Origin of the sequence: Mesorhizobium sp. CA14, assembly GCF_020165195.1 — a bacterium.
Taxonomy (GTDB): Bacteria; Pseudomonadota; Alphaproteobacteria; order Rhizobiales; family Rhizobiaceae; genus Mesorhizobium.
In genome coordinates, this window is sequence record NZ_JAIUHR010000032.1 from 47215 (window position 1) to 69794 (window position 22580).

The 22580-nt window shown below is 64.5% G+C and carries 26 protein-coding genes; 12 read left to right on the plus strand and 14 right to left on the minus strand.

The features are described from left to right. Window positions 1-7 precede the first annotated feature (7 nt). The gene (locus LB565_RS25685) at window positions 8-1174 is read left to right on the plus strand and encodes an NAD(P)/FAD-dependent oxidoreductase (protein WP_224588825.1); all 1167 of its coding nucleotides are present in this window, start codon (window positions 8-10) and stop codon (window positions 1172-1174) included. Here LB565_RS25685 and LB565_RS25690 read toward each other — a convergent pair. The 5 genes from LB565_RS25690 to LB565_RS25710 all read right to left on the minus strand — a co-directional run bounded on the left by LB565_RS25690 (window position 1093) and on the right by LB565_RS25710 (window position 3999). Then, window positions 1093-1932 carry a DUF72 domain-containing protein gene (locus LB565_RS25690; protein ID WP_318012190.1) on the minus strand — a complete coding sequence of 280 codons (840 nt, stop codon included), beginning with the start codon at window positions 1930-1932 and terminating at the stop codon, window positions 1093-1095. The two genes, LB565_RS25685 and LB565_RS25690, sit on opposite strands and share 82 nt — an antisense overlap. A gap of 10 nt (window positions 1933-1942) precedes the next feature. After that, a complete protein-coding gene (locus tag LB565_RS25695; protein ID WP_224588827.1) occupies window positions 1943-2428 on the minus strand; it encodes an SRPBCC domain-containing protein in 486 nt (161 codons plus the stop codon). A gap of 44 nt (window positions 2429-2472) precedes the next feature. Then, a complete protein-coding gene (locus LB565_RS25700) occupies window positions 2473-2922 on the minus strand; it encodes an SRPBCC family protein (RefSeq protein WP_224588828.1) in 450 nt (149 codons plus the stop codon). After that, a complete protein-coding gene (locus LB565_RS25705; protein WP_224517921.1) occupies window positions 2919-3239 on the minus strand; it encodes an ArsR/SmtB family transcription factor in 321 nt (106 codons plus the stop codon). The genes LB565_RS25700 and LB565_RS25705 overlap by 4 nt, the downstream gene beginning before the upstream one ends. A 331-nt stretch (window positions 3240-3570) precedes the next feature. Beyond that, window positions 3571-3999 (minus strand): GNAT family N-acetyltransferase, encoded by a 429-nt coding sequence (locus LB565_RS25710; RefSeq protein ID WP_318012191.1) that lies wholly within the window; start codon window positions 3997-3999, stop codon window positions 3571-3573. Between the two features lie 188 nt (window positions 4000-4187). Between LB565_RS25710 and leuD the strand changes: the two genes are divergently transcribed. From leuD to leuB, 5 genes are all read left to right on the plus strand, one after another. Beyond that, window positions 4188-4793, plus strand: coding sequence for a 3-isopropylmalate dehydratase small subunit (leuD, locus tag LB565_RS25715; RefSeq protein ID WP_040987979.1), 606 nt, complete (start codon window positions 4188-4190; stop codon window positions 4791-4793). A 214-nt stretch (window positions 4794-5007) separates the two neighbouring features. Continuing rightward, window positions 5008-5949, plus strand: coding sequence for a hypothetical protein (locus LB565_RS25720; RefSeq protein WP_224588829.1), 942 nt, complete (start codon window positions 5008-5010; stop codon window positions 5947-5949). A 325-nt stretch (window positions 5950-6274) separates the two neighbouring features. After that, window positions 6275-6658 carry a RidA family protein gene (locus LB565_RS25725; protein WP_224588830.1) on the plus strand — a complete coding sequence of 128 codons (384 nt, stop codon included), beginning with the start codon at window positions 6275-6277 and terminating at the stop codon, window positions 6656-6658. A gap of 10 nt (window positions 6659-6668) precedes the next feature. Further along, the gene (locus LB565_RS25730; protein ID WP_224588832.1) at window positions 6669-7019 is read left to right on the plus strand and encodes a VOC family protein; all 351 of its coding nucleotides are present in this window, start codon (window positions 6669-6671) and stop codon (window positions 7017-7019) included. 254 nt (window positions 7020-7273) lie between these two features. Then, a complete protein-coding gene (leuB, locus tag LB565_RS25735; protein WP_224588834.1) occupies window positions 7274-8377 on the plus strand; it encodes a 3-isopropylmalate dehydrogenase in 1104 nt (367 codons plus the stop codon). 337 nt (window positions 8378-8714) lie between these two features. Here leuB and LB565_RS25740 read toward each other — a convergent pair whose 3' ends face one another. Then, window positions 8715-10586, minus strand: coding sequence for a DEAD/DEAH box helicase (locus LB565_RS25740; RefSeq protein ID WP_224588836.1), 1872 nt, complete (start codon window positions 10584-10586; stop codon window positions 8715-8717). Window positions 10587-11230: 644 nt separating this feature from the next. Here LB565_RS25740 and LB565_RS25745 point away from each other — a divergent pair. Together LB565_RS25745 and LB565_RS25750 are read left to right on the plus strand one after the other, a co-directional pair. After that, complete coding sequence (locus LB565_RS25745) at window positions 11231-12265, plus strand: aspartate-semialdehyde dehydrogenase (protein ID WP_095770019.1); 1035 nt, start codon at window positions 11231-11233, stop codon at window positions 12263-12265. A 246-nt stretch (window positions 12266-12511) separates the two neighbouring features. Then, on the plus strand, window positions 12512-12889 hold the full coding sequence (locus LB565_RS25750; protein ID WP_224588837.1) for a GNAT family N-acetyltransferase: 378 nt from the start codon (window positions 12512-12514) through the stop codon (window positions 12887-12889). On the opposite strand, the gene LB565_RS25755 is transcribed toward LB565_RS25750, so the two are convergent. Both LB565_RS25755 and LB565_RS25760 read right to left on the minus strand, forming a co-directional pair. Further along, complete coding sequence (locus tag LB565_RS25755; RefSeq protein WP_224588839.1) at window positions 12879-13298, minus strand: ACT domain-containing protein; 420 nt, start codon at window positions 13296-13298, stop codon at window positions 12879-12881. The genes LB565_RS25750 and LB565_RS25755 overlap by 11 nt on opposite strands. A 165-nt stretch (window positions 13299-13463) precedes the next feature. Beyond that, a complete protein-coding gene (locus LB565_RS25760; RefSeq protein ID WP_224588841.1) occupies window positions 13464-13913 on the minus strand; it encodes a cupin domain-containing protein in 450 nt (149 codons plus the stop codon). 173 nt (window positions 13914-14086) lie between these two features. Between LB565_RS25760 and LB565_RS25765 the strand changes: the two genes are divergently transcribed. The 4 genes from LB565_RS25765 to LB565_RS25780 all read left to right on the plus strand — a co-directional run bounded on the left by LB565_RS25765 (window position 14087) and on the right by LB565_RS25780 (window position 16659). Further along, window positions 14087-15229 carry a helix-turn-helix transcriptional regulator gene (locus tag LB565_RS25765; RefSeq protein ID WP_224588843.1) on the plus strand — a complete coding sequence of 381 codons (1143 nt, stop codon included), beginning with the start codon at window positions 14087-14089 and terminating at the stop codon, window positions 15227-15229. Window positions 15230-15298: 69 nt separating this feature from the next. Continuing rightward, window positions 15299-15709, plus strand: coding sequence for a DoxX family protein (locus LB565_RS25770; RefSeq protein ID WP_224588845.1), 411 nt, complete (start codon window positions 15299-15301; stop codon window positions 15707-15709). Window positions 15710-15719: 10 nt separating this feature from the next. Then, on the plus strand, window positions 15720-16247 hold the full coding sequence (locus LB565_RS25775; RefSeq protein WP_224588847.1) for an SRPBCC family protein: 528 nt from the start codon (window positions 15720-15722) through the stop codon (window positions 16245-16247). Window positions 16248-16395: 148 nt separating this feature from the next. Beyond that, window positions 16396-16659: a YMGG-like glycine zipper-containing protein gene (locus tag LB565_RS25780; protein WP_224588849.1), complete on the plus strand. Its 264-nt coding sequence runs from the start codon at window positions 16396-16398 to the stop codon at window positions 16657-16659. A gap of 71 nt (window positions 16660-16730) precedes the next feature. On the opposite strand, the gene rpsP is transcribed toward LB565_RS25780, so the two are convergent. From rpsP to LB565_RS25810, 6 genes are all read right to left on the minus strand, one after another. Beyond that, a complete protein-coding gene (rpsP, locus tag LB565_RS25785) occupies window positions 16731-17126 on the minus strand; it encodes a 30S ribosomal protein S16 (protein WP_224588851.1) in 396 nt (131 codons plus the stop codon). Between the two features lie 51 nt (window positions 17127-17177). Further along, window positions 17178-17504: a chorismate mutase gene (locus LB565_RS25790; RefSeq protein WP_224588853.1), complete on the minus strand. Its 327-nt coding sequence runs from the start codon at window positions 17502-17504 to the stop codon at window positions 17178-17180. Window positions 17505-17511: 7 nt separating this feature from the next. Continuing rightward, entirely contained in the window at window positions 17512-19101 is a 1590-nt protein-coding gene (gene ffh / locus LB565_RS25795) for a signal recognition particle protein (RefSeq protein WP_224588860.1), read from the minus strand. A 342-nt stretch (window positions 19102-19443) separates the two neighbouring features. After that, window positions 19444-20394: a CPBP family intramembrane glutamic endopeptidase gene (locus tag LB565_RS25800; protein WP_224588862.1), complete on the minus strand. Its 951-nt coding sequence runs from the start codon at window positions 20392-20394 to the stop codon at window positions 19444-19446. Between the two features lie 148 nt (window positions 20395-20542). Next, on the minus strand, window positions 20543-21148 hold the full coding sequence (locus LB565_RS25805; RefSeq protein ID WP_224588864.1) for a DUF1236 domain-containing protein: 606 nt from the start codon (window positions 21146-21148) through the stop codon (window positions 20543-20545). 86 nt (window positions 21149-21234) lie between these two features. Then, the gene (locus LB565_RS25810; RefSeq protein WP_224588865.1) at window positions 21235-22314 is read right to left on the minus strand and encodes a putative zinc-binding metallopeptidase; all 1080 of its coding nucleotides are present in this window, start codon (window positions 22312-22314) and stop codon (window positions 21235-21237) included. Window positions 22315-22580: the final 266 nt, after the last annotated feature.

Genomic DNA, 22580 nt, shown 5'->3' on the forward strand with positions numbered 1-22580 from the left:
CAAAAGCGTGCGCTACGACATCGTCATCATCGGCGGGGCCATCGTCGGGTCCTCGGTCGCCTATTACCTGCGCGAGGAGGGCTTTACCGGCTCGATCGCGCTGATCGAGCGCGATCCACAGTTCTCGCATGCGGCGACGACCTTGTCCTGTGCCTCGATTCGCCAGCAATTCTCGATCCCCGAAAACATCCGCCTGTCGCAGTTCACGCTGAAACTGTTCCGGCGGCTGAAGGAAACCTTCGGCGCCGACGCCGATATCGGTTTTCGCGAGGGCGGCTATCTCATCCTCGCCGGCGAGGCCGGGCTGCCGATCCTCAAGGCCAATCACGAGACGCAGCTCGCGGAGGGCGCCGACATCGTGCTGGAGGATGCCGGCCAGCTGACGCAGCGTTTCTCCTGGCTGTCGGCCGAAGGCATTTCCGCCGGCGCCTATGGCCGCAGCGGCGAAGGCTGGTTCGACGCGCATGCCATGCTGATGCTGTTCCGCCAGGCGTTGCGCGACAGGAAGATCGATCTCATCACGGCTTCCGTCACCGGCATCGCGCGCGACGGCAATCGCGTCACCAGCGTAAGCCTCGACAATGGCGAGACGCTCGAAGCGGGCACCGTCATCAACGCGGCCGGGCCGAATGCCGGCAAGGTCGCCGCCTTGGCCGGGCTGGCGCTGCCGGTCGAGCCGCGCAAGCGCAATGTCTTCGTCTTCGAAGCGCGCGAGAAATTCGCTGATATGCCGCTGCTGGTGGATCCGTCCGGCATCTATGTGCGGCCGGAGGGCTCGGTCTACATCACCGGTGGCGCCGAGCCGGAGGAAGGCGATCATGCGCCCGATCCAACGGATTTCGAGGTCAACTGGCCGCTGTTCGAAGAGGTGATCTGGCCGGTCCTAGCCACCCGCATCCCGGCCTTCGAGGCGATCAAGCCGACGCGCGCCTGGGTCGGGCATTACGACTACAACACGCTCGACCAGAATGCGGTGATCGGCCGGCATCCGGAGGTCGAAAACTTCCTGTTCGCCAACGGCTTCTCCGGCCACGGCCTGCAGCAGGCGCCGGCGGTGGGGAAGTCGATCGCCGAGCTCATCGTGCATGGCGGCTACCGCACGATCGACTGTACGGCATTCGGATATGAGCGTGTGGCGGAAGGACGGGCGTTCCGGGAGCTGAACGTCATCTGACGGACGGCTGCATCGACCGAAAGCGCATTGCCGAGCGCATGGCCTCGTGCCGTGTTGTCGAAGATGCACCAGACCTCCGATACGCTGGCTTCGGCAAGCCGCCTGCCGATATCCAGAAGCTGATCGGCCTCGTAGTCCGAATAGTAGACGCGCGGCGCGCCATGGAATCGGAAGTAGGCGAGATCGCGCCAGCCGCCGGGCATAGCGGCGGCGGGCACGGGAGCGGGATCGGCCGCAACGCGCCCAACTTGAAAGCGGCTCAGTAAGGCCCCGGCTTCCGGCTCGAACCAGGTGGGGTGACGCGGTTCGCAAACCAGGCGCCGGTCGCTCTTTACACGCAGCATCGTGAAGAAGTTTTCGGCTGTTTGGGGCTCGAATTGCAGACTGGGCGGCAGTTGCACCAGGAGCACGGAAAGCTTGGTACCGAGGCCGCCGATCTGACCCAAAAACGCGTCCAGAAGATCATCGCAATCTTCGAGGCGGCGCTCATGCGTCACGGCTCTGGGGATTTTTGCGGAAAAGCGAAAATGATTCGGGACCGAGCGCGCCCAGCGCTCATAGGTTTGCCGCCGATGCGGCTTGTGGAATGAGGAATTGATCTCCACGATCGAAAGCCGTGCCGCATAACGTTCGAGCTGCGAGCCGGAACCGGGGAAAGAAGGTTTATGCGCTGCCGGTATGCTCCATCCGGCGGTTCCCACGACACAGCGGCTGTTCTCCATCCCCCAAAAATCTGGACGGGTGCTATTGCGAGTCAAGGGAGATCTTTCAGGTAGCCGGCCGAGCGCCGAAATACCCCTGCAGCCACCCAAGCACGCGCGCCCAGCCCTCGGCATGTTCCGCCGCCGCGTCCGGGAAACCCGCGAAGCCGCCGTGGCAGATGGTGAGCCGCGTGCCGCCGGCGATCGGCTCCAGCAGATAAGCGACCGTCGTTTCGTGCCGGCCGAGCGCCGGATGGTCCCAGTCGTAACGCCGCGTCTGCACGATCCGACGCGGCATTTCGATTTCGAGAAACTCTCCGCCGGCGGGCAGGCGCCTGCCGTCGGCGGTTCGCACCGTGACACGCCAGCTTCCGCCGACGCGCAGATCCGCGTTCCAACCGGTCATGCGGTAAGTTTCGGGCGAACCCCACCAGCGCTCGACCGCGCTGGTTATCAACGCCGCGCCAACCTCGTCGGGTGAGGCGGGAAGGTCGGCCGAGGCCATGACCGTGTCCGCGTTCGCCATGGCCTGCGGCAAGGATAGTTGCAGCATCGCATACACCTCCGGCGCGAATCGTTCGTATCCGAAACGAATCCTTATCCCTTTGACGGCGGGCGCTCGAAACCCTTGCCGGTTTCGAGCAGGCTCTTGAGGCTGGCGAGCACCAGCGGCCAGCCTTTGGAGACGTTCGGGATCAGCCTGTGGGAGCCGTCGGCCTCATGGGTGACGGCGAGCTTCATCAATTCGCCGTCGGGCTCGATGGTGAAGGTGCAGCGCGTATAGCCGTCCTCCTTAACCTCGGGCATCCATTCGTTGCGCCATTTGATGACGAGGCGTTTCGGCGGGTCGATTTCGAGGATCTCGCCGGAGTCGGCGATGCGCCCGTCGGGGAAGACCAGCTTCCAGCTCGAGCCGACCTTCCAGTCGCTCTCCTGATGGGAGCAGAGGAAGAACTGCCGGTTGAATTCCGGATCGGTCAGCGCTTGCCAAAGTTTTTCAGGCGTCGTGCGGATATAGGTGACATAGACAAAACTGTTCTCGCTCACGGCTCTTCCCTTTCAAGGCGTTGCTTCAGGTCGCTGAGGGCAGCAAGCCGCCCCCGCTCGAACTTGCCGATCCAGCGCTCGGCGATCTCGTTGATCGGAACGGGGTTCAGGTAATGCTCCTTCTCGCGGCCCCGGCGCATGGTGGTGACGAGGTTCGCCTCCTCGAGGATCGCTAGGTGCTTGGTCACCGCCTGGCGCGTCATCTCCATGTTCTCGCAAAGCGCGTTCAGCGTCTGCCCGTTCCGGGCATGGAGGCTGTCCAGCAATTGCCGGCGGGTCGGGTCGGCCAAAGCGCGAAAGACGGCATCCATGCTCATGGCTTTAATATGCAACCATTTGGTTGCCTGTCAAGCGGTGGCAAAAATATTCTGCCGCCTGATGACTGCTTGCCCAAGTTTCTTCCTTGCCGGATTGTGCCTGTCTTGAGGTGGCTTCGCTTTTGAGCAGCGCTTTCCCCCACTCCGTCGCTGCTTCGCAGCGCCACCTCTCCCCCCTCCGGAGGGAGAGGAAGGGAGCCAGGGTCGGCGAACTCGCACCGTTCCTCTCCCCCGTCGATCGGGGGAGAGGTGTCGAGCGAAGCTCGACGGAGTGGGGGTCGATCTGGCTCGCCGATTCCAAGCAGAAATCGGCTCCGATATCGGCGGCGGTTCAGGTCAGCGCTGGCGGGAAAACCAGAAGGCGTCGGTCATGCGCGCCATGCCGATGCGCTCGTAGAAGCCGACGGCGTCGGGCATCGAGATCAGGCTGATGGCGACCGAAGGCCCGAGCTGCCGCTGCGCCTCGTCTCAGGCCCTTGCCGACGCCGAGCCCTTGCGCCGAGGCGGATACGGCGAGTTCGGAGATGTAGCAGACCCAGGAGAAATCGGTGATGCCGCGCGCGACGCCGATCAGCGGCTTGCCCTCGATGTCGAGCCGCGCTGTCAGCACCAGATTGGCATTGCCGAGCATTGTCTTCAGGCGCGCTTCATCGTCGACGGGCCGTGTTTCACCGAGACCGGATTCCACCAGCACGCGGCGGAATTCGGCGACATCGAGCGCGGGTTCGCTGGCGTAAAGGATTTTTGAAGGATCGGCCATGGCCGCAGACTGCACCAGCCGGCCGGGATTTCGAAGCCGTTTTTTAGTTGTTCCAGCTCCGGCACGCATGCCATGCTCGACATTGGCCCAAGGCCCGCGCACGAACAGTTGCCTTTCATTTACCCCCGGCTTTGTGTAAACCGTCCGGCAAAATTCCCCGCAAGCCAAGAAGAAGACGGGCAAGGACCATGGATAAATTCACCAAGCTCACCGGCGTCGCCGCGCCCATGCCGATCGTCAATGTCGACACCGACATGATCATCCCGAAGGATTATCTGAAGACGATCAAGCGCACCGGGCTCGGCACCGGGCTTTTCGCCGAGATGCGCTACAATGAGGACGGCTCGGAAAACCCGGATTTCGTGCTCAACAAGCCGGCCTACCGCAAGGCGCAGATCCTGGTCGCCGGCGACAATTTCGGCTGCGGTTCGAGCCGCGAGCACGCGCCCTGGGCGCTGCTCGATTTCGGCATCCGTTGCGTGATCTCGACCTCGTTCGCCGACATCTTCTACAACAATTGCTTCAAGAACGGCATCCTGCCGATCACGGTCAGCCCGGAAGACCTCGACAAGCTGATGGACGACGCCTCGCGCGGCTCCAATGCGACGCTGTCGATCGACCTCGAGGCGAAGGAAATCCGCGGGCCGGATGGCGGCGTGGTCAAATTCGATCTCGACGATTTCAAGCGCCACTGCCTCTTGAACGGCCTCGACGATATCGGGCTGACCATGGAGAAGGCCGGCGCCATCGCGTCCTTCGAGAAGAGGAATGCCGAGCAGCGCCCCTGGGCCTGAAAGACTGTTTGGAAATTCTACTCCGGCGGCCATCTGCCGACAGTTTCTGCGCTTCCGTTGCTCACGGACCAAATGTCCGCTGCGCTACGGTTCTCGAAACCGCCACCATATGACTCGCCAGAGCGAATTTCGAAACAGTCTCTGAGCGGCGCGGCTTCAAATCGATAGGCCCGCCCTTTGCCGGCTGGGCCGGCGGCTGAATGGAGGGACAGTCATGACACGCTCGCTTCTGGCTGCTTCGGTGGCAATGCTTCTCGTCACGGTCGGCGCCAATGCGCAGACCACCGTGCCCGCCACGCAGCCGGCGCCCATCGCGTCCGACCAGCCGGCGGCCGATCAAGGCGCGGCCGATCAGGGATTGAGCAGCGACCAGGCCGCGTCGGATGACGACAGGCAGGCGCCGATCCCGTTCGAGGGTGGCCAGCTCACCATCACGCAGCCGGAGCAGGACGGCGAGAAGGTGCTGGCTTATGACGGCAAGCAGCTTGCCAGCAATTACGACGTCTTCTTCGACAAGATCGTCAAGATCGGCGACGTCAACGTGGCGCTGGTCGATGTCGGTGACGGCGGCAACCAGTGCGGGCCGGCCAAGGTCATCATCTGGAAGCCGAAGGACGGTGAGATCCAGACCACCACGGTCGAGCAGGACGAATGCGGCGCGCCGCCGGCAGCAGTCTCCGACAGCGCCATTTATTTCGTGCCCTACCTGCTGCCGGGCGAGTCCAAGCCGGCGCTGCAATGGTCGCCCGCGGAAGGGCTGACGACCTCCGGCAACCTGACCTACACGCCCGAACCCGGCACCGGCTGGAAGAATGTCGACCCGTCGAAATTGGACAACATCATCGATGCCTTCCACAACGAGGCCGTCTACAAAGCCGGACAGGCGTTGCTGGGCAACGACATGCCCGACATGGCGACCAGCCTTTTGGTCGGCGGCGGCACCGAAAAGACGGCCTCGGGCGCCTTCTACGCCACCGGCTGCGTGCCGCATGACTGCGGCGGCAACGACGGCTTCATGGCGGTCGACCCCGCCAAACAGAAAGTCTATTTTGCCCGCCGCGGCGACAATGGCGAGCCGCAGGCCTGGCCGCCGATGAAGGATTGGCCGGCGGATATCAAGAAGGCGTATGACGACGCCCAGGGGTCGGGGAATTAAGGTATGCTGATATTCAGGTGAGGCCGGCCTGCAAGTGGCGGCTTCCTGCGCTTCCGGTGCTCACGTACTTTAAGTACGCTCCGCTCCGGTTCTCGGCAGCCACCACTTTCGACTCGGCCTGACCTGAAGCTCAACACACCTTAGGCCGGTGCGTTGCAGACCACCGTCAGCTTCGTCATCCAGAGTCCTCGCGCGTCGCTCGCTCCTAGCCGCAGCCAAATGTCCGAGGGTCTGCGCTTGCCTTCGTGACAACGCTCCGCCCGGCTTGGCCCACGACTGTACCGTCGTCCCCTGCTAGACGGATAAGAACCAACGCGAGGCCCCCATGCGCAAGCTTATCTCCACCGGCTCCCCTTTCGAGAAAACCGCGGGCTATTCGCGCGCGGTGGTGCAGGGCGACTGGTGTTTTGTCTCCGGCACGACCGGCTATGATTATGCCACAATGACCATGCCCGACACGGTCGAAGCGCAGACGCGCAATTGCCTTGCCACCATCGCCAAGGCGCTGGCCGAGGGCGGGTTCGACTTGGCCGATGTGGTGCGGGCGCGCTACTACATCATCGACCAGGCCCATGTTGACGTCGTCTTCCCGATCCTCGGCGAGGCGTTCGGCGACATCCGCCCGGCGGCGACGATGATCGTGTGCCAGCTCAACAAGCCGGAGATGAAGATCGAGATCGAGGTGACGGCGCTGAGGCGCACGGAATAGGAGCTAAGGGATGGCGGTTCGGCGCATCGTAACCAATATCGCCACACAGGACATCGCGGCGGCGAAGCGCTTCTATCATGACGTGCTCGGCCTCGATCTGCTCATGGATATGGGCTGGATCGCCACCTACGGGTCCGAGGAGCGGATGCAGGTGCAGGTGAGCTTCATGGCGCAAGGCGGATCGGACACGCCGGTGCCGGACCTGTCGATCGAGGTCGACGATGTGGACGCGGCGCTTGCAGGCATGGAGAAGGCAGGCTTCGCCATCGAATACGGCCCGGCCGACGAGCCCTGGGGCGTGCGGCGCTTCTATGTGCGCGATCCGTTCGGGCGGCTGGTGAATATTCTGTCGCATCGGTAGGCGCTGTTCCAGCTTGGGTTCCTCGCCCCCACGAAGTGGGTGAGAGGTGGCTCGGCGAAGCCGAGACGGAGAGGGGGGCCCTACGAAGGCCCCCGCTCCGTCCGCTTCGCGGACACCTCTCCCCCGCCTCTGGCGGGGGCGAGGAACCCACGCCACGCCAGACGAGTCTCGCAATGTCCCGTCATCCCCTTGCGCCGCAACCGCTTGGCGTTTAGCAAGACGCCGGTTCAATTTCTCTCCCGGGACGGTTCTCCATGGCTTCGAAAAATCTCTTCCTGCTCGCCGGCGACGGCATCGGCCCCGAGGCCATGGCCGAGGTGAAGAAGCTGATCAAGGCCATGAACGACAGGCTGGGCAGCGGCTTTGCCACCGACGAGGGGCTGGTCGGCGGCTGCGCCTATGACGCACATGGCGCGGCGATCTCCGATGCCGACATGGCGAAGGCGATGGCAGCGGACGCCGTGCTGTTCGGCGCCGTCGGCGGGCCGAAATGGGATACCGTGCCTTACGAGGTGCGCCCCGAGGCCGGACTGCTGCGCCTGCGCAAGGACATGGAGCTGTTCGCCAATCTCAGACCGGCGATCTGCTATCCGGCTTTGGCCGCTTCCTCCTCGCTCAAGCAGGAGGTGGTCGAGGGCCTGGATATCCTTATCGTGCGCGAGCTGACCGGCGGCGTCTATTTCGGCGAGCCGAAGCAGATCATCGATCTCGGCAACGGCCAGAAGCGCGGCATCGACACCCAGGTCTACGACACGTTCGAGATCGAGCGCATTTCGGGCGTCGCCTTCGAGCTGGCGCGCACGCGCAAGAACCACGTCACCTCGATGGAAAAGCGCAACGTCATGAAGTCGGGCGTTTTGTGGAACGAGGTCGTCTCGCAGACCCACAAGGCGCGCTATTCCGACGTCAAGCTCGACCATATGCTGGCCGATGCCGGCGGCATGCAGCTGGTGCGCTGGCCAAAACAGTTCGACGTTATCGTCACCGACAATCTGTTCGGCGACATGCTCTCCGACATTGCGGCCATGCTCACCGGCTCGATCGGCATGCTGCCGTCGGCCTCGCTCGGCGCGCCGGACGCCAAGACCAAGAAGCGCAAGGCGCTTTACGAGCCGGTGCACGGCTCGGCGCCCGACATCGCCGGCAAGGGCATCGCCAACCCGATCGCGATGATCGCGTCCTTCGCCATGTGCCTGCGCTATTCCTTCGGCATGGTCGCCGAGGCCGACAGACTGGAAGCGGCCATCGCCGCCGTGCTCGACGACGGCCTGCGCACCAAGGACATTTTCTCGGCCGGCATGAAGGAAGTCGGGACCACCGAAATGGGCGACGCCATCATCGCCAAGTTCCTGGGATGATCTTATGACCGTCGACATTCGCTGGGCGAGGGTCGACATTGCGCGTCCCACGCCTTCGTCATTCTATGGCGCAGCAAGGAGCGAAGCGACGCAGCGCAGGCCATAGAATCCATTCCGTGACCTATGAGCGTCGCAGCTGTTCAGAACGGCTCCCTGTTCTGCGTCGTCCCTATTCTTCGCGCGAGGTCACGGAATGGATCCTCGGGTCTACGCGTCCGCTTCGCTCCGCTCCGCCCGTGGATGACGAAGTTCGGACGTTTCGGCCAATCTCGGACGTTGCGATTTGCCGCTGAAAAGAACGCCGGCGCTCGCCGCGGGCCTGCCTTCCGTCGCGATCCTACGCTGGCCGCTTCTTCTGCTTCTTGCGCTTTGCCGGCTGGTCGGGTTTCGGCCCCTCGAACTTTGGCTTGTCGAACTTCGCCTTTGCCGGCTTCTTCGCCCAGGATTTTGACCCCGGCGCCGCGGCAGGCTGACGCTCGCCTGGCGCCCGCTTCTCGAATCCGAGCGCACCCTGGTCGAAAGACCGCTTGCCGCGATGCGGCTTTTTCTCCGGCCTCGGCGGCTGGTAGCCGGCGCGCGACAGGTCCGGCGTGCCATCGATCCGCCTGACCGCGATGCTGCCCTGCAGCTTGCGGTCGGGGCCGATCGCGGCGACGAACCGGTCGGCCCAGTCGGCGGCGATCTGCACGAAGGTTTCCTCCGGCTGCATCTTGATGGCGCCGATCTCGCGCTTGGACATGCCGGCGGTGCGGCACAGCATCGGGATCAGCCAGCGCGGCTCGGCATTCTGCCGGCGGCCGACCGAGAGCGAGAACCAGACGCTGTCGCCGAAATCGTCGCGGCGGGCGGGTGCTTCTTCGCGGCGCGCGAACTTCTCTTTCGACGGCGCGAAGGGTGCGACGTCGATCAAATCCTCGGGCGCCGAGCGGCTTGCACGGCAAAGCCGCACGAAGGCTGCGGCCACCAATTCGGCGCCGTGCCGTTCCAGGAGCGCCGCGGCGAAGTCGCGCTCCTCCTCCTTCACCGGCTCGCCGAAGGAAGGGTCGGCCAGGATGCGCTCGTCATCGCGCCTCAGCACCTCGTCGGCCGAGGGTGGGCTCGCCCATGTCGCGGTCAGGCCGGCATTGGCGAGCAGCCGCTCGGCGCGCCGGCGGGCATTGCCCGGCACGATCAGCGCGCTGACACCCTTGCGGCCGGCGCGTCCGGTGCGGCCGCTGCGGTGCAGCAGCGTCTCCGGGTTGCTCGGCAGGTCGGCATGGATGACGAGATCGAGATTGGGCAGATCGATGCCGCGCGCCGCGACATCCGTCGCGATGCAGACCTTCGCGCGGCCGTCGCGCATCGCCTGCAGGGCGTGGCTGCGCTCGTTCTGGCTGAGCTCGCCGGACAGCGCCACCACCGCAAAATTGCGGTTGTTGAAGCGCGCGGTGAGATGATTGACGGCGGCGCGCGTGTTGCAGAACACCATCGCGTTGCCCGCTTCGTAATAGCGCAGCACGTTGATGATGGCGTTCTCGCGATCGGCGGGCGCGACCGAGAGCGCCCGGTACTCGATGTCGAGATGCTGCTTTGCCTCGCCGCCGGCCGAGATGCGCACGGCGTCGCGCTGGTAGCTCTTAGCCAGCGTGGCGATGGAGCGCGGCACGGTGGCGGAAAACATCAGCGTGCGGCGCCCGGCGGGTGCTGCGTCGAGAATGAATTCGAGGTCCTCGCGGAAGCCGAGGTCGAGCATCTCGTCGGCCTCGTCCAGCACCACCGCTTTCAGCGCCGACATGTCGAGCGCGCCGCGCGTGATGTGGTCGCGCAGCCGGCCCGGCGTGCCGACGACGATGTGAGCGCCGCGCTCCAGCGCGCGCCGCTCGGTGCGCATGTCCATGCCGCCGACGCAGGAGGCGATCTCGGCGCCGGTCAGCTCGTAAAGCCATTCCAGCTCGCGCCGCACCTGCAACGCCAGCTCGCGCGTCGGCGCCACGACCAGGCCGAGCGGCGCGCCGGCCCCGGCAAACCGCTCAGCGCCGCCAAGCAGGGTCGGCGCCACGGCAAGGCCGAAGGCGACGGTCTTGCCGGAGCCGGTCTGCGCCGATACCAGCGCGTCGGCCCCGCCGAGCTCAGGCCCAAGCACCGCCTTCTGCACCGGCGTCAGCGCCGAATAACCGCGCTTTTCCAGCGCCTGCGCCAGCGCGGGAACAATCGTTTCGAAACTGGACATCGTCTTCTTTCGGAATTCGGGGTTCTGCGCTCGTCATGGAGCACAAGGCCGGCACCGCGCCAGCCAAGAGAGTTTGGGCGTTCGTACTTCCTGCGGCCGTTATTGTACAGAGCAGTGCGCAGCGCGGCGATTGGCGAAACCGCTGACGAGAGCGCCCCTCTCCCCGTCACTATACGGGGATAGGATGCCGGCAGGCAGGTGAGGGGCAGCGCGAACGCTGACAGGCAGCCAACGGGGGAGACCCTCACTTCCGGACAAGCTAACTGTCGAAGCCGGCGCCGCCCCTCATCCGCCCTTCGGGCACCTTCTCCCCGTATAGTGACGGGGAGAAGGAGAGGCGCTACGCCGATTGACTCTTCCATCAAACCGCGTAAAAGCCCGCGTCGAACGGGATCGATTTTCCGATGCGCGGCCTTTTGATGGCTCTTCTTGCATTCGATGCCCCCAGCCTCAATGCGAACCATTGGGCCGGGCGCGTCGGCGCGTCCCCTCGTTCCAGCAAAACTACGGCCAAAACCACCACCAAAACGGCGTGATTCCCTTGGCCTAACCACCCTCTCCCGGGTCCGGCCCGGGGGACGAAACCCGCATGAGGCCGGCGGGTTTTCTCCAACAACCAAGCGGAGAGGGACAGGAGATATCAGATGAGTTTCAAGGTTGCGGTAGTCGGCGCCACGGGCAATGTGGGCCGCGAAATGCTCAACATTCTGGACGAGCGCGGCTTCCCGGTGAGCGAGGTGGTGGCGCTGGCGTCGCGGCGCAGCCAGGGCACCGAAGTGTCCTTCGGCGACCGCACGCTGAAGGTCAAGGCGCTCGACCAGTATGATTTTTCCGACACCGACATCTGCGTCATGTCCGCGGGCGGCAACGTGTCGAAGGAATGGTCGCCCAAGATCGGCAAGCAGGGCTGCGTCGTCATCGATAATTCGTCGGCCTTCCGCTACGATCAGGACGTTCCGCTGATCGTGCCGGAAGTGAACCCGGACGCGATCTCGCTGTTCACGCGCAAGAATATCATCGCCAACCCGAACTGCTCGACGGCGCAGCTGGTCGTGGCGCTGAAGCCGCTGCACGACGTCGCCACCATCAAGCGCGTCGTCGTCGCCACCTATCAGTCGGTCTCCGGCGCCGGCAAGGAAGGCATGGACGAGCTCTTCACCCAGACCCGCGCGGTCTTCGTCGCCGACCAGGTCGACGTCAAGAAGTTCACCAAGCGCATCGCCTTCAACGTCATTCCGCATATCGACGTCTTCCTCGACGACGGCTTCACCAAGGAAGAGTGGAAGATGGTGGCCGAGACCAAGAAGATGCTCGACCCCAAGATCAAGCTGACGGCGACCTGCGTGCGCGTGCCGGTGTTCATCGGCCATTCGGAAGCGGTCAACATCGAGTTCGAGAAGCCGATCACGGCGGATGAGGCGCGCGAAATCCTGCGCGAGGCGCCCGGATGCCAGGTGCTCGATAAGCGCGAGAACGGCGGCTATATCACGCCGCTGGAATCGGCCGGCGAGGACGCCACCTTCATCTCGCGCATCCGTGAGGATTCGACCGTCGACAACGGCCTGTCGATGTGGGTGGTCTCCGACAATCTGCGCAAGGGCGCGGCGTTGAACGCCGTTCAGATCGCCGAGCTCCTGGTCGAGCGCGGCCTGATCCAGCCCAAGAAGAAGGCGGCCTGACGGCAGTTTGTTTTCGCTCACGGGCCGCACCGCCGCTGCCGCGGCTGGCCTTGCGCGGGCGCGCCGGACGACCGGCGGCCTGCGGTCGCAGGCTCGGCCTTCGGCCGTGGCGCTTCTTCCTTCTCCCCGTTCAACGGGGAGAAGGTGCCCGAAGGGCGGATGAGGGGCAGCGCCGGCATGTCCAGTTTTCCTGAGATCTTACTGCGCCCAGCCACAAGCTCAGACGCCGCCGCCATCGCAATCACGATGCGCGCGTCGCTGAATGCCTTCGACTGGATGCCGTTGTTGCACACGCCCGAGGAGGACCTCTTCTTCATCCGCGACATCGTCCTGCCCGAGCAGCAGGTGACGGTCGTCGCAACCGACGGCCGCATCGTCGGCTTTATCGCTGTCAATGAGGCTTGGGTCGACCAGTTCTATCTTGATCCGGCCTGGACAGGACAAGGCATCGGCACCCGGCTGCTTGCCACCGACGGCATGCCTCTGGTCAAGCTCCATTGCTTCCAGGTCAACACCGGCGCGCGCCGCTTCTACGAACGCCACGGTTTTCGCGCCGAGGCCTTCGGCGACGGCTCGGTCAATGAGGAAGGCTTGCCGGATATTCGCTATGTCCTCAGGCGCTGAGCTCAGGCCCATTTTCGGCCGCCAGCTTGCGCAAGATGGCCAGCGCTTCCTCCGCCTGCTCCGCCGGCACGAACAGATGGTCATGATAGAAGGCCGACACCGGATTGACGCCCATGCCGGCTGCCGCAAGCCGCGTCGTGATGGCGGCGAGGAAGCCGACGGCTTCCAGCGAGGAGTGAATGTCGAGCGTGATCATCCGGCTGCGGAACGTGCCGGCAAGGCCGGTTGCCTTCGCCTGGCTTTCGGCCAGGATCAGCGTCGTGCCCTCGTGCTCGATGAAGCGCATGACCGGCTCCAGGCCCTCCGGCAAGGCTGAGCCGGGCGGCAAGGTCGCGAAGACATAGACTTCCGGGTAAAGCTGCGGCGTCATCGATGCCAGCAGCTTTTGCAGGTTTGTTTCGCCGCTCATGGTTTCCTTCCCCGGGATGCGCGTGGCGCTGTTCTTCTGTCTTGACCCAATTCCGGACGCGTGGCTACGGCGAAGGCGCCGAGCCCGACCGCTTACATTTTTCCTGGAAATTGCTTTCCGGGAGGACGTCCCGGAACATGTTCCCGGCCCTCAGGCTGGGTCGCCTCACGTTCGCGGATATCCTAAGGGTGGCCCGGTAATCTCCATGTCGAACTGGGTGGCGATCGCCTTGATTGCGGCCACGTCTCGCGGAATCTCCAGTCCCTGCACGGCAACCGTCGGGAAAAAACCTTCGAGACCTCCCGGGGACAGGATGGCGATCCATTGCGCCGGCTCGACGACGACGAACGCGTGCTCAACGCCGGCGGGAATGTGGAATATTTCTCCGGCGCTGCGTTCGGAAGTTTCCCCGGCGCGCCAGAAGCGCAGCCGCCCTTGGAGAATGACGAAGATTTCGTCGGCCTCGAGATGGCGGTGGCGTGGCGGTCCGTCGCCCGGACCAGCATCGGATGCAAATGCTCCGAGCTTGCCGCCGGTCTCGCGCGCCGTCAGAAGCGTTTCGTAGTGCGTACCGTTCCAATCGGTCTGAGTACCAGGTGCTGCCCGCATTTGCATCTTCGCCACATGTGGTTGGAGTGAAGCTTGATGGCGTCACGATAGCTACACGCTGACCTCTGGCGGTCGCCTCGTATGAACATATGAGATGCGGCGGGGAATGGTTGTCAGCAAAGCCGGCTTCCGGCAAACTGCAGATCCCTTCAGGTGAGGGAGCGTTGGAACCGGCGCGCATGCACGACTTCGACGGCATGGTCGGGCAGATCTACGATGCGGCGGTCGAACCCGGCCGCTGGCCGCAGGTCCTCGAGACGCTGTCGGATTTCCTCGAAGGCGCCGCCACCAAGCTGACGTTCCAGAACGCAAGGACGTTGCGCAGCGAAGCGAGTTCGGTGCGCATGCCGCCCGAGGCGGACCTTACCTACGCGCAGTATTACTACAAGACCAATGTGTTCCTGCCGCGCATCGCCAGGCTGCGCGCCGGCGCGTTGATTCCGGTGTGGGACCTCCTGCCGCGCGAGGTCTACCAGCGCTCGGAGTTCTATAACGACTTCTGCCGGCCCGGCGACATGTGCCACCCGATCGGGGTCGTGCTGGCCAACGAACCGGACATGCGCGTCGTGTTCACCTGCGGACGCGCCAGGACGGCCGGCGAGTTCGAGCCCGAGCATCTCGACCGGCTGCGCCGCGTCGGGCCGCATCTGGTTCGCGCGGCGAGCATGGGATTGCGGCTCTCGCGTTCGGAGATCGCCAGGAGTGCCAATGTCGAGGCGCTCGACCGCGTCGCCCAGGGTGTGCTGATCGTGGCGGCGAATGGCGAGATCCTGTTCGCCAACCGGGCGGCCGAAGCGCTGCTCACCGAAGCCGATGGAATCAGGATCGAGAAATCGGCGCTGCGCGCAAATAAGCCAGCGGATGCCGCACAATTTCGCCGGTTGATTGCCTCGGCCGCGGAGCAGTCGGACACCGCAGGCGGCGTGATGGCGCTCGCGCGGCCGGCGCCGCGTCGACCGCTGAGCGTGCTGGTGGCACCGCTGAAGATCGAGTCGACATGGTTCGTGACCGGCCGCCCGGCCGCAATCGTGTTCGTGGCCGATCCGGACAGCGCGCCGCGGACCATGCAGGGCCAGTTGCGCAATCTCTATCGACTGACCCCGGCCGAGGCGGCCGTGGCCATTGCGATCGCCCGGGGCGAAGGACTGCAGGCGGTCGCAGACGAGCTCGGCATCAGCCTGACCACGGCGCGCACCCACCTGCAGCACGTGTTCGAAAAGACGGAGACGAGGCGGCAGGCGGAGCTGGTGCGCCTCATTGCGGCGAGCGGCGTTTACGACCGGTTGGCGGAACCTGCGCCGAAAAGGCTCCGGACCCTGTAGGATCGCGGCTCCATAGCGCGTCCTTGGTTCGACCCTGGCAGAGGGATCGAACCATCAGGAGGAACACCCATGAGCATTTCCGAAGCCGTGCCTGTCTCGAACGGCGCCTTGTGGACCGGGCGCGCGCTCAGCGCCGTCGTCGTCCTGTTCATGATCTTCGACGGCGTCGTCAAGCTGCCGCCGCTGGAAATCGTCAGCCGCACGATGACCGAACTCGGCTGGCCGGCCGACGCCAATGTCGCGCGCCTGATCGGGGTTATCGGGCTGATCTCGACCGCGCTCTATGCCTTGCCGCGCACCTCGGTGCTCGGCGCCATCCTGCTCACCGCCTATATGGGCGGCGCGATTTCGACCCATGTGCGGATCGGCAACCCGCTCTTCTCGCACACCTTGTTCGGCGTCTATCTCGGCATCATCCTGTGGGGCGGGCTCTATCTGCGCGACCAAAGGGTGCGCGCGCTGATCCCGCTCTCGCGATAGGGAGAGAAAAATGCTCACCACCATCCTCATCATCCTGGTCGTCATCATCGCCGCCGTGCTGATCTATGCCGCGACCCGGCCGAACGATTTCGTCGTCACCCGCTCCGCCAGCATCAAGGCTCCGGCCGAGATGATCTTCCCGCTGATCAACGATTTCCGGCGCTGGCCGGAATGGTCGCCCTTCGAAAAACTCGACCCCCAGATGCAGCGCAAGCTGTCCGGTGCCGACAGCGGCAACGGCGCGGTCTATGCCTGGGAAGGCAACTCCAAGGCCGGCAAGGGCCGCATGGAGATCACAAATTCGGTGCCGTCATCGCTGGTCTCGCTCAAGCTCGACTTCGAAAGACCGTTCCGGGCCAACAACACGGTCGACTTCTCGCTCTCGCCGTCCGGCGACGGCACCACGATCACCTGGGCAATGCGCGGCGCAAGGCCTTTCATTGCCAAGCTGATGGGCGTGTTCATGAATTTCGACGCGCTGATCGGCAAGGATTTCGAGGCCGGGCTCGACAAGCTGAGACGCCTTACCGAGCGGTGAAAAAACGTCATTCTTCAACGGGTTGATGCCCGGTGCCGCAAGCCTGGCCGCCGCATAGCCGACCAATTTTCATCATCGCCGGGATCAATTTACCTGTTTGTGAGTTTAGGGCATGGCGGCGAGGACGGCGCTTGAGAGAGGAACAGCGATGAAGAAAGCAATTACCATCCTGGTGCTGACGATGGCCTTGGGCGCCTGCTCGCAAACGGAAAAGGGTGCTGCGATCGGCGGGTTGGGCGGTGCGGCTGTAGGCGCCGCTGTGGCCAACAACCCGACCCAAGGGGCCATTGTAGGAGGCGCGGTCGGCGCGGTCGCCGGCGCACTGATCGGCCATGCCAGCGAAGCCGGCAAGTGCCGCTATCGCGACCGCTACGGTCGCGTCTATGTGGCGCGCTGCCCGTCCGGCTACTGAGACGTCGGGCTGATCCAAAGAAGAACGGCGGGCAATGCCCGCCGTTTGCGTAAGCGAAAGCAGACCGGGATTTACTCGGCGCTGGCGGCTTCGGCCGGAGCGGCGGTCGCCGCCGCGGCGGCAGCAGCCGCGTCTTCCTGAGCCTTCTTCAGCAGCGCGGCGCGTTCCTGCGCCTTCTTGCCGGGCAGGGCCTTGTTCGGGTTCGAGCGGGCTTCGCGCTTGGCAAGACCGGCTTCGTCGAGGAAGCGCAGCACGCGGTCGGTCGGCTGGGCGCCGTGCGACAGCCAGTGCTTGACGCGCTCGGCATCAACCTTGACGCGCTCGCCGTCCTTCGGCAGCAGCGGGTTCCAGGAACCCAGCGACTCGATGAAACGGCCGTCGCGCGGCGAACGGGCGTCGGCAACGACGACGTGGTAGTAGGGACGCTTCTTCGAGCCCGCACGGGCCAGTCTGATCTTCAGTGCCATTTCTTTGTCTCCTAAAAGCTCTGATTTCGTTGATGAGTTTTCAGCTGGGTTTCAGCCGGTTTTCGTCACGCCGTTGGCAGCGGCGATCTGTTCATGGTGCCGGATCACTTCACGGACGACGAAGTTGAGGAATTTCTCCGCGAAATCCGGGTCGAGATGCGCTTCGTTCGCCAGCTGGCGAAGGCGGGCGATCTGCTGCTGCTCGCGCACGGGGTCGGCGGGCGGCAAGCCATGCTCGGCCTTCAGAACGCCGACCGCCTTGGTGCAGCGGAAGCGTTCGGCCAGCATATGGATGAGGGCGGCGTCGATGTTGTCGATCGAAGCGCGGTAGCCGGCCAGGATGGCGCGTGCTTCGGCCATGTCTTTTTCCTCGTTCATCGCCTCCTCACTTCTTCTTGCCCAAACCGGGCAGCCCGCCACCGCTCAGGCCGGGAAGACCAGGAAGCTTCATGCCGCCGGGCAAGCCCGGCAGTCCGCCGCCAGGAAGTCCACCCGGCAAGCCGCCGGGAAGGCCCTTGCCGAGGCCGGCGGCCTGCGCCTGTTTTTGCAGAGCCTCGAGCTGCTTGGGATCCATCTTCGACAGGTCGGGCATGCCGCCGCCCGGCATCATGCCGCCAAGGCCCATCTTCGAGGCAAGGCCGCCCATCATGCCGCGCATGAGGCCGCCGCCTTTGCCCTTGCCGCCCATCGCCTTCATCATGTCGGCCATGCCGCGATGCATCTTCAAGAGCTTGTTGATCTCGGCAGCGTCGGTGCCGGAGCCGGCGGCGATGCGCTTCTTGCGCGAGTGCTTCAGGATATCGGGATTGGCGCGCTCAGCCTTGGTCATCGAGGAGATGATGGCGAGCTGGCGGCCGAACATCTTGTCGTCGAGGCCGGCGGCGGCCATATGGTCCTTCATCTTGCCCATGCCGGGCATCATGCCCATGATGCCGCCCATGCCGCCCATTTTCGACATCTGCTGAAGCTGCTGAGCGAGGTCGTTCAGGTCGAACTTGCCCGACTGCATCTTCTTGGCCATCGCCGCCGCCTGCTCGGCGTCGATGGTCTCGGCAGCTTTCTCGACGAGGCTGACGATGTCGCCCATGCCGAGGATGCGGTCGGCGATGCGCTTGGGGTGGAATTCCTCCAGCCCGTCCATCTTTTCGCCGGTGCCGATGAGCTTGATCGGCTTGCCGGTGACGGCGCGCATGGAAAGCGCGGCACCGCCGCGGCCGTCGCCGTCCATGCGGGTCAGCACAAGGCCGGTGATGCCGACGCGTTCGTCGAAGCTTTTGGCGAGGTTCACGGCGTCCTGGCCGGTGAGCGAGTCGGCGACCAGCAGGATCTCGTGCGGGCTCGACACCTTCTTGATGTCGGCCATCTCGACCATCAGCGGCTCGTCGATATGGGTGCGGCCGGCGGTGTCGAGGATGACGACGTCATGGCCGCCGAGCCTGGCCGCCTGCACGGCGCGCTTGGCGATATCGACCGGGCTCTGGCCGGCGATGATCGGCAGCGTCGCCACCTTGGTCTGCTCGCCGAGCTGGCGCAGCTGCTCCTGCGCGGCGGGACGCCGCGTGTCGAGCGAGGCCATCAGGACCTTCTTGTTCTGGCGCTCGGTCAGGCGCTTGGCGATCTTGGCCGAGGTGGTCGTCTTGCCGGAGCCCTGCAGGCCGACCATCATGACGACGACGGGCGCCGGCGCATTGAGGTCGACGGCGACGCCCTCGGCGCCCAGCATGTCGACCAGCTCGTCATGGACGATCTTGACGACCATCTGTCCGGGCTTGATGGACTTCAGCACCGCAGCGCCGACCGCCTTCTCGCGCACCTTGTCGGTGAAGGAACGAACCACCTCCAGCGCCACGTCGGCCTCGAGCAGGGCGCGGCGCACCTCGCGCAGCGCCGCCGAGACATCCGCCTCGGACAGCGCGCCGCGGCCGGTCAGGCCGTTCAGGATGGAGCCAAGGCGCTCTTGCAGGGACTCAAACATTCTTCTTCCTTTTCTCTGGCACCTGTGGATGCCCGAGAGGTAGTGCGTTCGCGCCGGGCCGCCAAGCAAAAGCGCAAAGCCAAAAAGCACCCGGGGGCGCATCGCGCTGCCGGGTGTTGGCCTCCAGGATCTCTTTACAGCACCCGCCTCAAAGAGGCTTCGGCGTCCTGGTCGGCTTTCGCGAAAGAAAACTCGTCGCGGAATTCAGCGGCTCTAGACAGGAAATCGGCCGCAGAGTCAAGGCCAACGCATATCGCGCAAAATTGCGCAGCGGTTTTGCGGCAACGACATGCATAGGGAAACAAAGCCCAAATCCGGGCCAAACGCCGCGATTGGGGTAGCTTAGCCCAGGTTTTGCTTGCTCGTCCCGACCCGCAGCGGCGAACGCCGGTGCAGAAGCAGAAGCATCGTCAGAAGCGTGCTGACGATGCCGATCGCCGCGATCAGCACGGCGTCCCAACTGGTCCAGCCGGGACCTTCGAGAGGCTTGGCATTGAGCAGCGCGAAGGAATTATAGGCCTCCTGGTGCGAGATCAGCAGGAAGCCGGTAAGATTGTTGCCGAGATGGGCGCCGAAACCGGCGCCGAGATTGCCGGTGACATAGACCAGGAGCGTGAGCAGCAGCGCAAAGGTGCCGATCGAGATGAAGACACTGGCATTGATGGCCAGCGTCGAGGCCGTGTTCCAGTGCAGCGACGTGAACAGCAGGCCCGGCAGCACCGCCCAAACCAGAGGGCTCCTGAAGCGATAGGCGAGCGCGCGCAGCAGATAGCCGCGAAACAGCATTTCCTCCGACGAGGTCTGCAGGAAGGCGAGCAGCGCGATCGGCACCAGGAAAAGCAGCCAGGACGAGAAGGCGATCGGTCCGCGCGCGATCTCCGGCTGCAGCCAATAGAGCAGCACCTCGGAGAAGAGCGAGGTGATCAGCACCGCAACCAGGCCCTTGAGGAAATCCGAGCCGGCGATGCGGCGGCTGACGCCGAAAAGGCCGGCGAGCGGCTCGCCATGCAGGAAACGCATCGCCACCCAGAGGCCGATCCAGATGCCGGCAAAGGAGCTCAGCGCGCTCAAGATTCCGGTGGGCGATGCCAGGAAATCCTGCATGTATTGCCCAGTCGAAGGTCCGGGAAGGCGCCAGACGATGTAGACATAGGTCCCGGCAAACAGCACCAGGGCCGTCGCCGCCATCCAGAAGGCGATGACGATCGCCGTGCCAAAGAACAGGCGCGGCAAAGTTGTCTTTTCGTTCGGTGAGCGGCGATAGCGCTCGAAGGCGGCATTTTCGATCGTCACGCGGCTCCCCTGCCGAAGGCTTTCGCCATAGGGGTATTAGGAGATCGGCAGTTACCACGCAATTGCTGCCCCACGCGTTGCCGTGTGTGGACATCAAAAAACGGCCGCCATCGCTGGCGACCGTTCTTCCCACGGCGATCAAGCCCGATCAGCGCATCACATAGACGATGCGCCGCGTGCCGGGGTCGACTAGCGCGGGCTGGTTGTTCACATAGACATAACGATACCGGTAGTCAGGGATCTCGCGCAGCTCGACCGTGTCGGGCAGCGTGGCGCCGGTCACCACCTCGCCCTCGAGATAGACCGGGTCGACCCGGTGCGTGGTGACATAGGTGCCGACCTCGGCCGGCGGTCTGCCGATCGACTCGATGGCGTCGTCGCTCGAAACGATGGCGCCGGTGTAGCTGTTGGTGGTGTAGACATCATCGGTCGGCGGGGCCACGACGGCGATATCGGCATTGGCCGGGCGGCGGGTAACGACGACGCGGCTGCCGCCGAAATCGCCCGTCACATAGTCGGAATAGACCCAACCCTTGCCGCCGGCTTCGGCGATCGTGCACCACTTGCTGCCTTGGATGCAGCCGTTGAGCGTGGCCGACTGACCGGCCGCCAGCACGCCGATGACCGGATATTGCGGACCCGGGCCGGCGCGGACGTTCAAGTCCGTCACCGCCTGGACGGGGGTATCGGCGAAAGCGGCGCCCGAGATCGTGAGCAGCGCACCGGCCAGCGCCGGAAACAATACGCGTTTCATAGTTCTTCTCTCCGTTTTCAACGCTCCCTCGGGCTCGGAAACGAAACAGAGGCTTATGCGTTCCGGCTAAAGTCCTTGTTGACCGCTCACGAATTGTTCCAGGTCTTTTTCGGCGCGCCGGTCAAAAGCTCGTGCACGAAGGCCAATTTCCGCGCCGCCACCTCGGAAATCACGAAAGGGTAGAGGTCCGGCAGGCCCATGCAGCGGTTGATCGAGTTGGACGCCTCCGACAGCACAAGCCAGCGGGCGAGGATCCTTTCAAATGGCTCCGGAACCGGGTCGGGATCGGCGGGCGCCGGCTGCAAATGCCCGCCAGTATCGCCGCGCGGCAGGCCGCCGCCCTCCACAGTCTCCAGCCGACCAAGCGGGAAGTTCAGCGAATGAACCATCTCCAGCGTGTCGGTGATGTGGAGATGGTGCGCCCAGGTCTCGGCCCAGTCTTCCCAGGGATGGGATGCGGCGTAAGCGGAGATGTGGCGCTGCTGCCAGTCCGGCGGCGCGCCGTTGGCGTAGTAAGCTTTCAGGGCCTGCTCGTAATCGGCACGCTCGTCGCCGAAGAGGGCGCGGAAGGCCGAAAGGCGCGCGGGATCGTCACGGATCAGCCGATCCCAATAATAGTGGCCGAGCTCGTGGCGGAAATGGCCAAGCAGAGTGCGGTAATTCTCGCCCATCTCGACGCGCCGCCGTTCACGCTCGGCGGAATCGGCTTCGGCAACGTTGAGCGTGATCAAGCCGTTGTCATGGCCGGTCAGGATGCGCTCACCGCCCGGACCGGCGCCGATCGGGTCGGCGAGAAAGTCGAAGGCAAGGCCGGTCTCGTCTTTCGCATCGGCCTTGGGCACGACCGGCAGGCCGAAGGCGAGCAGAGAATAGACTGCGCGCTTCTTCGCCGCCTCGACCCGGATCCAGCGCCGGCGGTTGCCGTCGATGGAAAGGTCGGGAATGACCTGATTGAGGGCGCAGGCGTGGCAGAAAATCCGGCCGCCCTCGGCCCGCCAGTTGCAGGCGCATTCATCGGCATTGCCGCACGCAAGAATGCCGCCCTTGCCGCTGAGCACGAAGCTCGCCTGCTCCGGGTCATAGAGCACCAGGCTGGAACAGCTCAGGCACTGGGCATTCTCGAAATAGAGGCGATGGCCGCAATTGGGGCAGTCGAACAGCTTCATGCGTGATCAACCCATGGATCGGAGCGTGGATGCAGGCTCCGCCTTGGAGCGGGATGAGGCCGCCAATCGGGCCCATCGCCTCGAGCAGAAGGACGGAAAGCCCGGCCCCTTGAAGGGCTTTCGGCGCGGCAAGCCCGCCGAACCGGCGTCAATGATCACGACGTCGACGTCTCTCATGAGGCAAGCTCGCCACAGCTGATCGCTGATCGTAGGCAAATTGCCCTTCTTTCGCCAGTGTCGGGTGTCACGTCTCCCGTGAGGGCGGT

What these genes read in the sequence shown, in the direction of transcription:
- LB565_RS25695 (WP_224588827.1), bottom strand. Translation starts at nt 2,428, where the DNA reads ATGCTGCAACTATCCTTGCCGCAGGCCATGGCGAACGCGGACACGGTC.
- LB565_RS25705 (WP_224517921.1), bottom strand. Translation starts at nt 3,239, where the DNA reads ATGAGCATGGATGCCGTCTTTCGCGCTTTGGCCGACCCGACCCGCCGG.
- LB565_RS25710 (WP_318012191.1), bottom strand. Translation starts at nt 3,999, where the DNA reads ATGGCCGATCCTTCAAAAATCCTTTACGCCAGCGAACCCGCGCTCGAT.
- leuD (WP_040987979.1), top strand. Translation starts at nt 4,188, where the DNA reads ATGGATAAATTCACCAAGCTCACCGGCGTCGCCGCGCCCATGCCGATC.
- LB565_RS25720 (WP_224588829.1), top strand. Translation starts at nt 5,008, where the DNA reads ATGACACGCTCGCTTCTGGCTGCTTCGGTGGCAATGCTTCTCGTCACG.
- LB565_RS25725 (WP_224588830.1), top strand. Translation starts at nt 6,275, where the DNA reads ATGCGCAAGCTTATCTCCACCGGCTCCCCTTTCGAGAAAACCGCGGGC.
- LB565_RS25730 (WP_224588832.1), top strand. Translation starts at nt 6,669, where the DNA reads ATGGCGGTTCGGCGCATCGTAACCAATATCGCCACACAGGACATCGCG.
- leuB (WP_224588834.1), top strand. Translation starts at nt 7,274, where the DNA reads ATGGCTTCGAAAAATCTCTTCCTGCTCGCCGGCGACGGCATCGGCCCC.
- LB565_RS25740 (WP_224588836.1), bottom strand. Translation starts at nt 10,586, where the DNA reads ATGTCCAGTTTCGAAACGATTGTTCCCGCGCTGGCGCAGGCGCTGGAA.
- LB565_RS25745 (WP_095770019.1), top strand. Translation starts at nt 11,231, where the DNA reads ATGAGTTTCAAGGTTGCGGTAGTCGGCGCCACGGGCAATGTGGGCCGC.
- LB565_RS25750 (WP_224588837.1), top strand. Translation starts at nt 12,512, where the DNA reads ATGCGCGCGTCGCTGAATGCCTTCGACTGGATGCCGTTGTTGCACACG.
- LB565_RS25755 (WP_224588839.1), bottom strand. Translation starts at nt 13,298, where the DNA reads ATGAGCGGCGAAACAAACCTGCAAAAGCTGCTGGCATCGATGACGCCG.
- LB565_RS25760 (WP_224588841.1), bottom strand. Translation starts at nt 13,913, where the DNA reads ATGCAAATGCGGGCAGCACCTGGTACTCAGACCGATTGGAACGGTACG.
- LB565_RS25765 (WP_224588843.1), top strand. Translation starts at nt 14,087, where the DNA reads ATGCACGACTTCGACGGCATGGTCGGGCAGATCTACGATGCGGCGGTC.
- LB565_RS25770 (WP_224588845.1), top strand. Translation starts at nt 15,299, where the DNA reads ATGAGCATTTCCGAAGCCGTGCCTGTCTCGAACGGCGCCTTGTGGACC.
- LB565_RS25775 (WP_224588847.1), top strand. Translation starts at nt 15,720, where the DNA reads ATGCTCACCACCATCCTCATCATCCTGGTCGTCATCATCGCCGCCGTG.
- LB565_RS25780 (WP_224588849.1), top strand. Translation starts at nt 16,396, where the DNA reads ATGAAGAAAGCAATTACCATCCTGGTGCTGACGATGGCCTTGGGCGCC.
- rpsP (WP_224588851.1), bottom strand. Translation starts at nt 17,126, where the DNA reads ATGGCACTGAAGATCAGACTGGCCCGTGCGGGCTCGAAGAAGCGTCCC.
- LB565_RS25790 (WP_224588853.1), bottom strand. Translation starts at nt 17,504, where the DNA reads ATGAACGAGGAAAAAGACATGGCCGAAGCACGCGCCATCCTGGCCGGC.
- ffh (WP_224588860.1), bottom strand. Translation starts at nt 19,101, where the DNA reads ATGTTTGAGTCCCTGCAAGAGCGCCTTGGCTCCATCCTGAACGGCCTG.
- LB565_RS25805 (WP_224588864.1), bottom strand. Translation starts at nt 21,148, where the DNA reads ATGAAACGCGTATTGTTTCCGGCGCTGGCCGGTGCGCTGCTCACGATC.
- LB565_RS25810 (WP_224588865.1), bottom strand. Translation starts at nt 22,314, where the DNA reads ATGAAGCTGTTCGACTGCCCCAATTGCGGCCATCGCCTCTATTTCGAG.